This window comes from Clostridium sp. HCS.1, assembly GCF_047900555.1.
Classification (GTDB): domain Bacteria; phylum Bacillota; class Clostridia; order Clostridiales; family Clostridiaceae; genus Clostridium.
The window spans coordinates 2,948,955-2,962,758 of the sequence record NZ_CP170704.1 but is presented as its reverse complement, the minus strand read 5'-3'; the positions used below and the strand labels follow the sequence as shown (position 1 = coordinate 2,962,758).

Annotated in this window: 13 protein-coding genes; 11 read left to right on the top strand and 2 right to left on the bottom strand. The window is 27.9% G+C overall.

From position 1 onward, the window contains the following. The first annotated feature begins 36 nt into the window (after nucleotides 1-36). Nucleotides 37-909 carry a helix-turn-helix domain-containing protein gene (locus ACFYH6_RS14095; protein WP_416178308.1) on the top strand — a complete coding sequence of 291 codons (873 nt, stop codon included), beginning with the start codon at nucleotides 37-39 and terminating at the stop codon, nucleotides 907-909. Between the two features lie 143 nt (nucleotides 910-1,052). On the opposite strand, the gene ACFYH6_RS14090 is transcribed toward ACFYH6_RS14095, so the two are convergent. After that, nucleotides 1,053-1,208, bottom strand: coding sequence for a hypothetical protein (locus ACFYH6_RS14090; protein WP_416178309.1), 156 nt, complete (start codon nucleotides 1,206-1,208; stop codon nucleotides 1,053-1,055). A 147-nt stretch (nucleotides 1,209-1,355) separates the two neighbouring features. On the opposite strand from ACFYH6_RS14090, the gene ACFYH6_RS14085 reads away from it, so the two are divergent. The 6 genes from ACFYH6_RS14085 to ACFYH6_RS14060 all read left to right on the top strand — a co-directional run bounded on the left by ACFYH6_RS14085 (nucleotide 1,356) and on the right by ACFYH6_RS14060 (nucleotide 8,810). Next, nucleotides 1,356-2,024, top strand: coding sequence for a response regulator transcription factor (locus ACFYH6_RS14085; RefSeq protein ID WP_316343563.1), 669 nt, complete (start codon nucleotides 1,356-1,358; stop codon nucleotides 2,022-2,024). Then, nucleotides 2,024-3,595 (top strand): ATP-binding protein, encoded by a 1,572-nt coding sequence (locus ACFYH6_RS14080; RefSeq protein WP_416178310.1) that lies wholly within the window; start codon nucleotides 2,024-2,026, stop codon nucleotides 3,593-3,595. Before ACFYH6_RS14085 ends, ACFYH6_RS14080 begins: the two co-directional genes overlap by 1 nt. A 57-nt stretch (nucleotides 3,596-3,652) precedes the next feature. After that, nucleotides 3,653-4,552 carry an ATP-binding cassette domain-containing protein gene (locus ACFYH6_RS14075; RefSeq protein ID WP_416178311.1) on the top strand — a complete coding sequence of 300 codons (900 nt, stop codon included), beginning with the start codon at nucleotides 3,653-3,655 and terminating at the stop codon, nucleotides 4,550-4,552. Next, complete coding sequence (locus tag ACFYH6_RS14070; protein ID WP_416178312.1) at nucleotides 4,524-5,327, top strand: ABC transporter permease; 804 nt, start codon at nucleotides 4,524-4,526, stop codon at nucleotides 5,325-5,327. The genes ACFYH6_RS14075 and ACFYH6_RS14070 overlap by 29 nt, the downstream gene beginning before the upstream one ends. 487 nt (nucleotides 5,328-5,814) lie before the next feature. Then, the gene (locus ACFYH6_RS14065; protein WP_316345446.1) at nucleotides 5,815-7,839 is read left to right on the top strand and encodes a YgiQ family radical SAM protein; all 2,025 of its coding nucleotides are present in this window, start codon (nucleotides 5,815-5,817) and stop codon (nucleotides 7,837-7,839) included. A gap of 173 nt (nucleotides 7,840-8,012) precedes the next feature. Further along, nucleotides 8,013-8,810, top strand: coding sequence for a RelA/SpoT domain-containing protein (locus ACFYH6_RS14060; RefSeq protein WP_416178313.1), 798 nt, complete (start codon nucleotides 8,013-8,015; stop codon nucleotides 8,808-8,810). Between the two features lie 111 nt (nucleotides 8,811-8,921). On the opposite strand, the gene ACFYH6_RS14055 is transcribed toward ACFYH6_RS14060, so the two are convergent. Continuing rightward, nucleotides 8,922-9,161 (bottom strand): hypothetical protein, encoded by a 240-nt coding sequence (locus ACFYH6_RS14055; protein ID WP_416178314.1) that lies wholly within the window; start codon nucleotides 9,159-9,161, stop codon nucleotides 8,922-8,924. Nucleotides 9,162-9,375: 214 nt separating this feature from the next. Here ACFYH6_RS14055 and ACFYH6_RS14050 point away from each other — a divergent pair, with 214 nt between their 5' ends. From ACFYH6_RS14050 to ACFYH6_RS14035, 4 genes are all read left to right on the top strand, one after another. Next, nucleotides 9,376-10,557, top strand: coding sequence for a class I SAM-dependent methyltransferase (locus ACFYH6_RS14050; protein WP_416178315.1), 1,182 nt, complete (start codon nucleotides 9,376-9,378; stop codon nucleotides 10,555-10,557). Between the two features lie 459 nt (nucleotides 10,558-11,016). Beyond that, the gene (locus ACFYH6_RS14045) at nucleotides 11,017-12,000 is read left to right on the top strand and encodes a mannose/fructose/sorbose PTS transporter subunit IIA (RefSeq protein WP_416178316.1); all 984 of its coding nucleotides are present in this window, start codon (nucleotides 11,017-11,019) and stop codon (nucleotides 11,998-12,000) included. Nucleotides 12,001-12,018: 18 nt separating this feature from the next. Then, nucleotides 12,019-12,831, top strand: coding sequence for a PTS mannose/fructose/sorbose transporter subunit IIC (locus ACFYH6_RS14040; protein ID WP_369076187.1), 813 nt, complete (start codon nucleotides 12,019-12,021; stop codon nucleotides 12,829-12,831). Nucleotides 12,832-12,854: 23 nt separating this feature from the next. Continuing rightward, on the top strand, nucleotides 12,855-13,772 hold the full coding sequence (locus tag ACFYH6_RS14035) for a PTS system mannose/fructose/sorbose family transporter subunit IID (protein ID WP_416178317.1): 918 nt from the start codon (nucleotides 12,855-12,857) through the stop codon (nucleotides 13,770-13,772). Nucleotides 13,773-13,804: the final 32 nt, after the last annotated feature.

Here is a 13,804-nt window from a genome sequence, read left to right as displayed (position 1 = left end):
ATTTGGTATATTTTACTTGTAAGGGGTGATAAAGGAATGGAGGAACGAATTCAAGCAATTCAAAGAATGCAAGATTATATTGAATTACATCTAGAGGAGGATATTTCTATGGCAGATTTGGCAAGAGTATCATTATATTCTCCATGGTATTCTTATAAACTATTTACACAATTATTAAATATTACACCTTCAGATTATATACGTAGGCTTAGACTGTCAAAATCAGCAATAAAGTTACGTGATGAAGAGATAAAAATTATAGATGTTGCCTACGAAGTAGGATTTAAAAGTGTAGATGGTTACCAAAGAGCTTTTTATCGTGAATTTGGTTGTAATCCAAGGCAATATGCTCAAAACCCCATTCCAATATATCTTTTTACTCCTTATGGAATTAAATCAATTAAAGGAGGAAAAGAAAAGACTATGACTAATGTAAAGACAGTATTTATTCAAATAATAGAAAAACCTCACCGCAGAGTACTTATTAAACGAGGTGTAAAAGCTACTGATTATTTTTCTTATAGTGAAGAAGTAGGCTGTGATGTTTGGGGATTACTAAAGAGTATAAAATCCATAAGTGGAGAGCCAGTATGTTTATGGTTACCTAAAAAGTATATTGCTGAAGGAACATCAGAGTATGTACAAGGTGTTGAAGTTCCAGCAGACTATAATGGTGTAGTTCCTGATAGCTTTGATATAATTGAGCTTCCAGCAAGTAAATACTTGATGTTTCAAGGGGAGCCATTTGAAGAAGAACATTATGCCGAAGCAATTGAACAAGTATGGGAAGCAATAAAAAAATATGATCCAACAATAATAGGATATGAATGGGATAATTCAAATCCACGTATTCAGCTTGAACCAATTGGAACAAGAGGATATATTGAATTACTTCCAATTAAAAAATAATAATGAATTTGAATATATAAAATTTTTAATTGGGGGCTGTTTAAACAGCCCCTTTCTTAAAACTCCGTAAGGAGTTTTTTCATTAATTCTACATTCTACATTTTACATTATACATTTAAAAAGCTGTCCTAAGACAGCTTTTCCTAAAATCCTCTTTTTTTAGCTTCAGCACCACTTTCATTTATGCCAGGTTCTTCTGTACTAAAGTTATAGTGACTATTAGCATATTGATTTTGGCTCTTTACACCATTTCTTAAAACATTTTCTTTAGAATTAGTTTTTCTATTATCATTTTTCATAATTTTTTCCTCCTAAACAATATTACATTTATAGTATTAGAAGATTACTTAAAATTATGAATTTATATATTTCTTACATATATTTTTCAATGATTACATTTAATGTATAATAAGCGTATACAATATAGTCAATTTATTGGAGGCAATATGATTAAAATATTATTTTTAGAAGATGAACCTAATATACTTGAAGTTACAACTGAATATATGAAAATGCAAGGATATGAAGTTACTTGTGTATGTAATGGAGAAGAAGCAATAGAAAAATTAAAAAATGAAGATTTTAATTTAGCTATATTAGATATAATGGTTCCTAAGGTTACTGGATTAGAAGTACTTGAATATATAAATAAAAACAAAAAGGATATATCTACGATTATGTTAACTGCTTTAGGTGATGAGCAAACACAACTTAAAGCTTTTAATTTAAAAACTGATGACTTTGTAATTAAGCCATTTTCACCTTTATTATTATTAAAAAGAATAGAAGCTGTTTTGAGAAGAAGCTTAAAAGAAGAAAATGATGATTATAACAATAACGAGCTTTATATAGATGATAAAACTTATCAAGCTTACTATAATAATGAAAGTCTAAGCCTAACATTAAGTGAATTTTTATTATTACAAACTTTAATGAAGGAACCAAATAGAGTTTTTAATAGAGAACAATTAATTATAAAAATATTTAATGAAGATTATATATCAAATGACAGAATTATAGATGCGCATGTTAAGAATTTAAGAAAAAAACTACCTCATAATTATATTAAAACTGTAATTGGAATAGGTTATCAGTTTAATAAGGAGGATATTTGATGAATTTATCTAAGAAAACCTTTATGTATAGTGCCTTTCTTTCTGGAATGATTCTTGCTCTTATATTAATTTATTTTATATTTATGTTACCTTCCTTATATATAGATTATTTAAGTAAAAGCCATTATCAAGCTATAAAGAAAATACAAGAAGAGTATATTAATGATGAAGATTACAGTAATATATATTCACCTAATCCATCGGGAACTATAAGTGTTAAAATTCCTTCAAAAGGTAAAGAGATATATGCATCAAATACCTTTGGTACAACTAAGATTACTATTAAAGATAGCGAGGTAGATTTAATAAATTTATTAGATGAAGTTAGATATTATGCAAATAATATAGATGAATTAAAAGAGCTTGAAGATTATGATATTAAATTTTTTGAAACATTAAAGAAAAGTTTTTATAAAGATAATTTTATTGATGAATTACCTGTAAAGTTTGAATTTAATAAAAGTGATAATGACAATATATTTTCTGAAGGAAATAGTAAAATGAATATTGTGGGAGATGATACTATAATTTTTGAACTTAATAGTTTTGATGGAATAAATTATTACACAATTTTTTCTGCAATCACTATTAATGATGGAGAGATAATAATTTCGTTTTTAAATGTTATGACTCCTAAAATAGGAGAAATAAGATCAATAGTATTTCAAAGCTTGCCAATGATAATAGCAGTAATTGTTTTAATTATTTTAATATCTACTTATTACTTTTCAAGAAAGATTGTTATTCCTGTAAAGAAGCTGGCTAATCATGCTGAATTTATTAAAAATAATAATATAAATGAGATTTATCCTATAGAAATAACAGGAGAAGATGAAATATCTTATTTAGGAAATACATTAAATGAACTTTATAGCAAGTTAAATGAAAGCTTTAAAGCTTTAGAAGAAAAGAATAAATTATTAATTGCTGAAAATAAGAGGCAGGATGTATTTTTAAGGGCATCTTCACATCAATTAAAAACACCAGTTGCAGCAGCACTTTTACTTGTGGAAGGTATGATTGATGAAGTTGGTAAGTATAAAAATACAAAAGAATATTTACCAAAGGTTAAAGCTCAGCTTCAATCTATTAGAAAAATTATAGATGAAATATTAAATCTGAATAATAAAGCTGTAAATAAGAAAATGATTAATATAAAAGATTTAATTTATGAAATAATATCTAGTCATGAAATTGAAATAAAAGAAAAGAAAATTTTATTAGATAAGGAATTGGAAAATATTACAGAAGAGACAGATTATCATTTAATATATAAAATTATTGATAACTTAATTACAAATGCAATAATTTACACTGATAATAATAACAATATAAAAATAACATTAGTAAAAAATAAGTTAGAAATTATAAATTATGGATCACATATAGATGAAGAACTTTTACCTAATATATTTGATGCTTTTGTATCAAGTAATACAGAAAGTAGGGGAAGGGGGCTAGGTCTTTATATAGCAGATTATTATTCTAATTTATTAGATTATCAGATAGAAGTTAATAATATTGTAAGTGGAGTAAAAGCTACATTATATTTGCATAGAATCTTCATATGAAATTCATATGGGAATAATATAATAAGTTTATAGAAGATAAAAAGAGGAGAGGTTAAAATGCTTACTATAAATAATTTAGAAGTTAAATATGGAAAAGAAGTAGCTTTAGTAATTAAATCTCCTATTGTATTTGAAGAAGGAGATAGAATAGGGATAATAGGATCAAATGGAGCTGGAAAAACTACATTAGTAAAGTCAATTTTAGGGCTGATTAATTATAATGGTTCTATTAATACATCTGTAAAAACAGAAGAAATTGCTGCACATATGCAATTTAATAATTATGTAGATACTATGGCAGTTAAGTATATTATAGAAGCTATACTAGATACTAAAATTAAAGATAATAAGAAGTTACAAGAATTAATTGATTTCTTTGACTTTAGAGATTGCTTAAATAAAAAGTATAGTTCACTTTCAGGAGGACAAAAACAAAGATTAACTATAATACTAGTGCTAATTCAAGACTCACCTTTAACCTTTTTTGATGAAGTTACATCTGGGCTTGATTTTGAAACAAGGCAACAATTAATGAGTAAAATTGAAGAGTGGTACAAAAATAAGAAAACAACAATTTGTTTAGTTTCTCATTATTATGAGGAGTTAGAGCAATTAACTAATAAAATATTAATATTAGAAAAAGGAAGAGTTGTTGATTTTGGTAAAAAAGAAGAACTGTTCAAAAAGTATTGTGGTAAATCAATAATAATATTAAATAATACAAAGGCAAATATAGAAGTAACAAAAGCTTTTAGAAAGATAAAATCTCCACAACATTTAATTGCTATTTCCTGTATAGATATTCAAGAAGAATTAGAGATATGTAGTCTTTTAATTGAAAAAGATATAAGCTTTAAAAGAAGTAATTGTGATATAGAAATTATGAGTATTAATGCAAAATTAAATAATGAAGTAGGCAGTGAGGAGGGTGAGAAACTTGAAAGTAAAATTAGTTAGAAGCAATTTAGTTAAATATGAACTTAGAAATTTATTAGGAAATATATTTGTATTAATATTTGGACTTATTTTTCCAATATTTATGTCAATATTTTTAGGTAATTTAATTGGAGCACAAGTTCCAGAGGAAACAAAAGATACAGTAGTTACTACCATATTTATAAGCAATAGTTTAATGCTGCCTTTAGCTACTGTTTTCATTGGATATTCTGCAACTTTTTCACAAGAGCTTGAAAAAAATATACCACTACGTTTTAGATTATTTGGTTATAGTGAGAAAACTTTAGTTTTATCAAAGATAGTTGCTTATTTAATATTTATGACAGTGGCAATGATTATATATACAATAGCATCATCCTTAGGTTTAAAAATATTAGTGCCATCCTTTAGTTCAGCTATTATTTTGATAGGTTCCTTATATTTACTTTCTATTATATTTTTTGTATTAGCTCATGGTATTGCATTATTTATAAAGAAATTTGGACCAACCTATGCTATAACTATGATACTTTACTTTGGAATAATGATATTAAGTGGGATGTTTGGAGTACAAGCAAAGGATTTTCCAGAGACAGCTATGAAAATAGCATTTCTTTTCCCTACAACTTATGTAGCTAGTGAGTTTATTGATTTTTGGCAAGGTGGAAGCTATAATTTTATGCCTTATATACAGTCATTAGTATTATTTACAGCAGTATCAGCAATAGTTTTATTCTTAGCTATAAATAAAGATTCAAGATATAATCATAAAGAAAAAGTAGTAGTTACTAAGTAAATGTAAAATGAAAAATGTAAAATGTAGAATTAAGGTAAAAACTCCTTTAGGAGTTTTTGAAAATAAATTATTATATTAAATTATATTATATTAAGGATATAGAAAATTGTATAATGAAAAATTTAGAATATAAAATTAAAGAAGAAACTCATTTATGAGTTTCTTCTTTAAATATGCTTTAATTTAAGTAATTTGGAACAAATTACATCAATAATTCTACATTTTACATTCTACATTCTTAATTTTGGAATTATACTAGTAACATTATGTAAATTAAAAAAATAAATGATTTAATTCATTTAAAATGATATAATCAATTAGCGAAATATACAGAAGGAAAGGAATTTATAAATGAAACACCTTCTCATATTCATTCGAAGGTGTAAGTTCTACCAAACTAAATCAAAGATTTAGGGTAGTACTTAAAATTATTAATAGGGGAATATTTTTATAAATTTCTAGAAAATAAAAAAGAGTAGGTGTTTAAATGTCAAATAATAGATTTCTACCAATAAGTAAAGAGGATATGAAAGAACGTGGCTGGGAACAATGTGACTTTATTATAGTTACTGGGGATGCCTATATTGATCATCATAGTTTTGGAACTGCAATTATTTCTAGAGTTCTAGAGGATGCAGGATATAAGGTTGGTATTATTCCACAACCAGATTGGCATAGTACAGATGATTTTATGAAGCTTGGAAGACCAAGACTTGCTTTCTTAGTTAATGGAGGAAACATGGACTCCATGGTTAACCATTATACTGTAAGTAAAAGACCTAGAGAGAAGGATCTATATACTCCAGGTGGGAAAATGGGAGCAAGACCAGATAGAGCAACTATAGTTTATTGTAATAAAATAAGAGAAGCTTATAAAAATATAGATATTGTTATAGGTGGAGTAGAAGCAAGTTTAAGAAGAATGGCTCACTATGACTACTGGGGCAATAACGTAAGAAATTCAATACTTATAGATAGTGGGGCTGATCTTTTAATTTATGGAATGAGTGAAAAGCAAATTGTAGAAGTAGCAAATGCTTTAAATGATGGATTTGAAGCTAAGTACATAAGACACGTTAATGGTACTACTTATACTATAGATTCATTAGATGAAATTTATGGTGATTATAAATTACTACCTTCTAAAGAAGAAGTTACAAAAGATAAGATGAAATATGCTGAAGCTTTTAAGATTCAATATGAAGAGCAAGATCCTGTTAGAGGAAAGGTATTAGTTCAAAAGCATGGTAATAAATATGTAGTTTGTAATACACCAGAAATGCCCTTAACAAGAGAAGAGTTAGATAAGGTTTATGCTCTTCCATATACTAAAGAGTCTCATCCTATATATGATGAATTTGGTGGAATAGCAGCTTTAGAAGAAGTTAAGTTTAGTATAGTAAGCTCAAGAGGATGCTTTGGGAATTGTTCATTTTGTGCTATTACCTTCCATCAAGGAAGAGCAGTTCAAAGTAGAAGTGAAGCATCTATTTTAGATGAAGCTGTTGAAATAACTAATCTAAAAGACTTTAAGGGATATATACATGATGTTGGAGGTCCAACTGCTAACTTTAGAAAGCCAGCTTGTAAAACTCAGCTTACTATAGGTGCATGTAAGAGTAAGCAATGTTTAACTCCAAAACCATGTAAGAACTTAATAGTAGATCATAGTGAATTCTTAAGTATCTTAAGAAAGATAAGAAAGCTTCCTAAGGTAAAGAAGGCCTTTGTTCGTTCAGGCTTAAGATATGATTACATAATGGCAGATAAAAATGATACCTTCTTTAGAGAACTAGTAGAACATCATGTAAGTGGACAATTAAAGGTTGCTCCAGAACATGTAGCTGCTAATACTTTAAAGTATATGGGTAAGCCATCTGGGGATACTTACGATAGATTTAGAGAAAAATTCTTTAAGATAAATAAGCAATTAGGTAAGGAACAATATTTAATTCCATACCTAATGTCAAGCCATCCAGGAAGTGGATTAAATGAAGCAATAGAATTAGCTGAATATTTAAGAGATACAAAGTATCAACCAGAGCAGGTTCAAGACTTTTATCCAACACCAGGAACTTTATCAACAGCTATGTTCTATACAGGAATAAATCCAATAACAGGAGAAGAGGTATATATTCCTAAGACAAGAGAAGAAAAAGCTATGCAAAGAGCATTACTTCAATTTAAAAATCCTAAGAATTATAACTTAGTTCATGATGCTTTAGTTAAGGCTGGAAGAGAAGACTTAATTGGTAATGGACCTAAGTGTTTAATTAAATCAAAAGCTGATAGATATATGGCTAAGATTAAAAAAGAAGAAGCAATAGCAAGAGGAAGTTCAAATAGAGGTAAACAAGGCTCTAAGTCTAAATCTTCTTCAAAGTCAGCATCAAAAAATAATAGTCGAACAAATTCAAAGTCAGCAAATAGTAAAGCTACATCAAAAGGAAAATTTGGAGATTTTAAAGGAAAAAGTTCTAAGTCAAAAAATAATAAAAGACAAGGAAGATAAGGTGAAGAAGTGATACTTTACAATGTAAAATTAAGAATGAATAATTTAAAATTAATGAAAAAACGCCTTTAGGAGTTTTGAAAAGATTTTAATTATAGTAATTCTGAAAGAATTACATCAATAATTCTACATTTTACATTTTACATTCTACATTCTTAATAGGGGAAGGATAAATGAGGAAAAGTTTTAATATAGATGAATTTTTATTGAAATATCCACATGCAGAAGAAAAAATTAAAACTAATAATATAGATATTAATGTTTTAAGTGATATATATAGTGATTTTGTAGATTATGAAATTTCTTATGAAAATCATGCAGACTTTATTTCAAATATTTTACGTTCACAACCAATAATTCATACTGTAAAATCAAGAATAAAGGACCCAGATAGATTAATTGAAAAAGTAATAAGAAAAACAGAAGATAGAAAATTAAAGTATGGAAAGGATTTTCAATTTACTTTAGATAATTATAAAAATGAAATAAACGACTTAATTGGAATTAGAGTTATTCATATTTTTAAAGACCAATGGCAGGAAATTCATGAGTTTATAACTAAGACTTGGAGTGTTATTGAAGTAACTGCAAATGTTAGAGAAGGGGATAATACTAAAAAGTTTGAAGAACTTGGTATAGAAGTTAGATCAAGGATATCAGGATATAGATCAGTTCACTACTTAGTAGAGTTTTATCCAACTAATGAAAAAGTTATAGCAGAAATTCAAGTTAGAACAATATTTGAAGAAGGATATGGAGAAATAGACCATAGACTAAGATATTCACACTCAGAAATACCAGAAATTCTAAAGTCCAATCTACTTTTATTTAATAGAATAGCAGGTAGTGCTGATGAAATGGCTTCTTTGATTAATGACTTAAGTAAAGAGTACTTTACTAAAGAAGAAGAACTCCTAAAAATAATTGAAGAGCAAAAAGAAGAAATTGAAAGATTAAAAAGTATAAATTAATAAGTATAAATAAGGACTACGTAAGTAGTCCTTAATTTTATGCTTATAAACTATTAAATTTTGATGACTTTCTTAATAATATTAAACCAATTATACTTGGAGTAATCATCATTAATGATATTGATATATAATTAAATTCTCTATTAATACATCCATATATAAAGATATGGCAACTAGCATTGGTTTAATAATTTTAAATGATTCTTTTATAATAGGTTCTGGAGTTATATCATCAGGATTCATTTTCTTTAATTCTTTTAGTATTTTTATTGTTTTAATAAATTGAGGAATACCTACAAATAATGCTATTACAATACATATAATAGAAATTATCTTAAGTAAATTTATCATTTCCTATCCTCCTATTAAGCTTGTAGAAATATTGAAGTGTATTTATTTTGAAAATATAGAATTATAAGTTAATAATATCATATTTACAAAAAAAGTAAACATTGTAGACTTTCAATATATTAAATAACACTATTTAATAATACTAAGAATATTTTAGGCACTTAGGGAAAAAATACTAAGTATGATTTAAAATATTGAAAGAAGGTGTTTCACTATGTCATTAGAAAGTATGATTATAAAAAAATATTTTAAAAACAATAATGCAGTACCTTTTAAGGTTATATTTAAAGATGGTAAAGAGTTAAAAATAGATGATGGAGATCCTAAGTTTGTTATTAAAGTAAATGGAAATATAGATAAAAAGGTATTATTTACTAGTACATCTTTAGCTTTAGGGGAAGCCTATATGGATAAGGTATTAGATATGGAGGCAGGAGACTTATATGATGCCTTAGATATCGTAATGGGAAGCTTAGATGAGTTTAATGTTAATGAAAATGTATTAAGTAAATTAATACATTCATCAACATCTAAAAAGAATCAAAAGAAAGAAGTAACATCACATTATGATATAGGAAATGATTTTTATGAACTTTGGCTAGATGAAACTATGAGCTACTCTTGTGCATATTTTAAAAATGAAGAGGATACATTATATGAAGCACAAAAGAATAAGGTTGATTATATTTTAAAGAAATTACAACTTAAAGAAGGGATGAGTTTGCTAGATATAGGCTGTGGTTGGGGATATTTATTAATTGAAGCTGCTAAGAAATATAAGATACATGGAGTTGGAATAACTTTAAGTGAACAACAATATTTAAAGTTTAAGGAAAGAATTAAAGAAGAAAATTTAGAAGAATATTTAAGTGCTCAATTAATGGATTATAGAGATTTGGAAAAGAGCAATTTAGAGTTTGACAGAGTTGTAAGTGTAGGAATGCTAGAGCATGTTAGTCGGGATAATTATGAGCTTTTCTTTAAGAATGTAGATGCAGTATTAAAGAACCAAGGACTATTTTTATTACATTATATTAGTGGAAGAAAAGAAAATTCAGGAGATCCATGGATTAAAAAATATATATTTCCAGGTGGAGTTATACCTAGTCTAAGAGAAATAATAAATATAGGAAGTGAACTTAATTATTATACCTTAGATGTAGAAAGCTTAAGAAGACATTATGTAAAAACATTACTTTGTTGGTATGAAAATTATAAAAATAATATAGATAAGATTTCAAAAATCTTTGATGAAAGATTTATTAGAATGTGGGAATTGTATTTATCTTCTTGTGCGGCATCCTTTAATAATGGAATGATTGATTTGCATCAAATAGTATTTTCAAAAGGAAATAATAACAATTTAGAAATGACTAGGGATTATTTATATAGATAATTTAATAAAAGCAAAAGTATCAAGATTTGAATTATTAAGTTTACTGTTTATATAAATAGTAAGCTTAATTTTGTATTGTAAGAAAAAATATAAAAAAATCATAAAAAAAATTAAGGATATATTTAGAAATATTTTTAGAAAATTTAAAAATATATTTATTTAATATATAAAAAAACACGGAATAATATAAATATAATATGAAAATAAAGTAATAATGAGTAGTTTTTAGAATTTTAAATGTTGAAAAATAGTATAAAAATAGGACTATAATGGTATTAAATTCATATGAAAAGTTTGACATTAAAGAAAAATGTAAGTTATAATTTTAATAGTTTAATTCCTAACAGTTAGTACATTAAAATGTTTTCAGAATATCTGTAAATAAGATAATGTATTCTAAATAATGCGCATTAAAATAGAGTGAGGTTTAAACTGAAATTCAAAGAGGGGGAGAAAAAAATGGTAGGAATTATCATAGCTAGTCATGGTGAGTTTGCTAATGGTATTTTGCAGTCAGGGCAAATGATTTTAGGTGATCAAGAAAATGTAAAAGCTTGTACATTAATGCCAAGTGATGGACCTGAAAATATCAAAGCAAAAATGGAGGAAGCTATTGCTTCATTTGATAATCAAGATGAAGTGCTATTTTTAATTGACCTATGGGGTGGAACACCTTTTAATCAAGCAAGTGCATTGATTAATGGTCATGAAGACAAATGGGCAATTGTTACAGGTTTGAATTTGCCTATGTTAATTGAAGCTTTTGCTTCTCGTTTCTCTATGGAAACTGCACATGAAATTGCAGCACATATTTCTGGTAGTGCTAAAGAAGGAATAAAAATAAAACCAGAATCTTTAGAACCAAAAGAGGAAAAAGCACCTGTTGTAGCAGAAAGTGCAAATCAGGGAAGTATTCCAGAAGGAACAGTTATAGGAGATGGAAAAATTAAATATGTTTTAGCACGTATTGATACACGTTTATTACATGGTCAAGTTGCAACAGCATGGACAAAAGCTGTTCAACCAAATCGTATTATTGCTGTATCAGATTCAGTTGCTCATGATGATTTAAGAAAGAATATGATCGAACAAGCTGCACCTCCAGGGGTTAAGGCTAATGTTGTACCAGTAGACAAAATGTGTAAAGTTGATAAAGATACACGTTTTGGTAATACAAAGGCAATGTTATTATTTGAAACACCTCAAGATGCATTAAGAGCTATTGAAGGTGGAGTAGAAATTAAGAAATTGAATTTAGGTTCAATGGCTCATTCAATAGGAAAGGTTGCTTTAACAAAGGCTGTTTCTATGGATAAAGATGATGTTGAGACATTTGAAAAATTATTAGCTTTAGGAGTAGAAATTGATGTACGTAAAGTACCATCTGATTCTCCAGAAAATTTCAACGAAATTTTGAAAAAAGCAAAGAAAGAATTAGCATAAAAATGGGAGGAAATTAATATGTCAGTAATTACTATCGTATTAATTGTTATAGTTGCTTTCTTAGCAGGTATGGAAGGTATTTTAGATGAATTCCAATTCCATCAACCACTAGTAGCATGTACATTAATCGGATTAGTAAGTGGACACTTAACAGAAGGTATTATTTTAGGTGGATCACTTCAAATGATAGCTCTTGGATGGGCTAATGTTGGTGCAGCAGTTGCACCAGATGCTGCACTTGCTTCAGTAGCATCAGCAATTATTATGGTTCTTGGTTTAAAAGGAGGAAATACAAGTGTTGCTAATGCAATAAACACTTCAATTGCTATTGCAATTCCTCTTTCAGTAGCAGGTTTATTCTTAACTATGATTTGTCGTACAATTGCAATTCCTATGGTTCACTTTATGGATTCTGCAGCTGAAAAAGGCAATATCAAAGGTGTAGAAATGTGGCATATATTAGCTATAGGATTACAAGGTATCCGTATTGCTATTCCTGCTATTGCATTATGTGTTGTACCTCCAGAAATAGTTACAAATGCATTAAATTCAATGCCAGCTTGGTTATCAGGTGGTATGGCTGTAGGTGGTGGAATGGTTGCTGCCGTAGGTTATGCAATGGTAATTAATATGATGGCTACAAAGGAAGTTTGGCCTTTCTTTGCAATTGGTTTCTGTTTAGCAGCAATCAGCCAATTAACACTTATTTCATTAGGTGTAATCGGAATTAGTTTAGCATTAGTTTATTTAGGATTAAAAGAATCTGGTGGATCTGCTAGTGGTGGATCTGGTTCAGGGGACCCTCTAGGGGATATCTTAAATGATTACTAAAATCTTGAAGGAGGATTAGAAAAATGGCAAATAAAGTTCAATTATCTAAAAAGGATCGTTTTTCAGTAGCTTGGCGTCATCAGTTCCTTCAAGGTTCTTGGAACTATGAACGTATGCAAAATGGTGGTTGGTGTTACTCAATTATTCCAGCTATAAAGAAATTATATCCTGAAAAAGATCAACAAATCGCTGCTTTAAAGCGTCACTTAGAATTCTATAATACACATCCTTATGTATCTGCACCAGTTATGGGGGTTACATTAGCACTTGAAGAAGAACGTGCAAACGGTGCTGTTGTTGAAGATGCAGCAATACAAGGGGTTAAAGTAGGTATGATGGGACCATTAGCTGGTGTAGGAGATCCAGTATTCTGGTTTACTATTCGTCCTATATTAGGAGCTTTAGGAGCTTCATTAGCATTATCAGGAAGTATCATTGGACCATTATTATTCTTCTTTGTATGGAACATTATACGTTTCGCATTTATTTGGTATACTCAAGAATTTGGCTATAAAGTTGGAACAACTATTACTAAAGACTTATCAGGTGGTTTATTAGGAAAAATCACACAAGGTGCATCTATACTTGGTATGTTTATAATTGGATCTTTAGTACAACGTTGGGTAAGTATAAGCTTTACACCTGTTGTATCTAGAGTTACACAATCTGAAGGAGCTTACATTGATTGGGAAAGTTTATCTTCTGGAGCAGAAGGAATTAAAGAAGCTTTAACACAATATAGTTCTTTAGGAGCTAATGGTTTAAATATAGAAAAAGTAACAACTTTACAACAAAACTTAGATTCATTAATACCTGGATTAGCAGCTGTATTATTAACATTATTATGTTGCTGGTTATTAAAGAAAAAAGTATCACCTATAGTAATTATTATTGCTTTATTCATTGTTGGTATTATTGCAAGAGTTATTGGATTAATGTAATATAAGATATTAATATAAAGGAGCTGTTGCCA

What these genes read in the sequence shown, in the direction of transcription:
- ACFYH6_RS14095 (WP_416178308.1), top strand. Translation starts at nt 37, where the DNA reads ATGGAGGAACGAATTCAAGCAATTCAAAGAATGCAAGATTATATTGAA.
- ACFYH6_RS14090 (WP_416178309.1), bottom strand. Translation starts at nt 1,208, where the DNA reads ATGAAAAATGATAATAGAAAAACTAATTCTAAAGAAAATGTTTTAAGA.
- ACFYH6_RS14085 (WP_316343563.1), top strand. Translation starts at nt 1,356, where the DNA reads ATGATTAAAATATTATTTTTAGAAGATGAACCTAATATACTTGAAGTT.
- ACFYH6_RS14080 (WP_416178310.1), top strand. Translation starts at nt 2,024, where the DNA reads ATGAATTTATCTAAGAAAACCTTTATGTATAGTGCCTTTCTTTCTGGA.
- ACFYH6_RS14075 (WP_416178311.1), top strand. Translation starts at nt 3,653, where the DNA reads ATGCTTACTATAAATAATTTAGAAGTTAAATATGGAAAAGAAGTAGCT.
- ACFYH6_RS14065 (WP_316345446.1), top strand. Translation starts at nt 5,815, where the DNA reads ATGTCAAATAATAGATTTCTACCAATAAGTAAAGAGGATATGAAAGAA.
- ACFYH6_RS14060 (WP_416178313.1), top strand. Translation starts at nt 8,013, where the DNA reads ATGAGGAAAAGTTTTAATATAGATGAATTTTTATTGAAATATCCACAT.
- ACFYH6_RS14055 (WP_416178314.1), bottom strand. Translation starts at nt 9,161, where the DNA reads ATGATAAATTTACTTAAGATAATTTCTATTATATGTATTGTAATAGCA.
- ACFYH6_RS14050 (WP_416178315.1), top strand. Translation starts at nt 9,376, where the DNA reads ATGTCATTAGAAAGTATGATTATAAAAAAATATTTTAAAAACAATAAT.
- ACFYH6_RS14045 (WP_416178316.1), top strand. Translation starts at nt 11,017, where the DNA reads ATGGTAGGAATTATCATAGCTAGTCATGGTGAGTTTGCTAATGGTATT.
- ACFYH6_RS14040 (WP_369076187.1), top strand. Translation starts at nt 12,019, where the DNA reads ATGTCAGTAATTACTATCGTATTAATTGTTATAGTTGCTTTCTTAGCA.
- ACFYH6_RS14035 (WP_416178317.1), top strand. Translation starts at nt 12,855, where the DNA reads ATGGCAAATAAAGTTCAATTATCTAAAAAGGATCGTTTTTCAGTAGCT.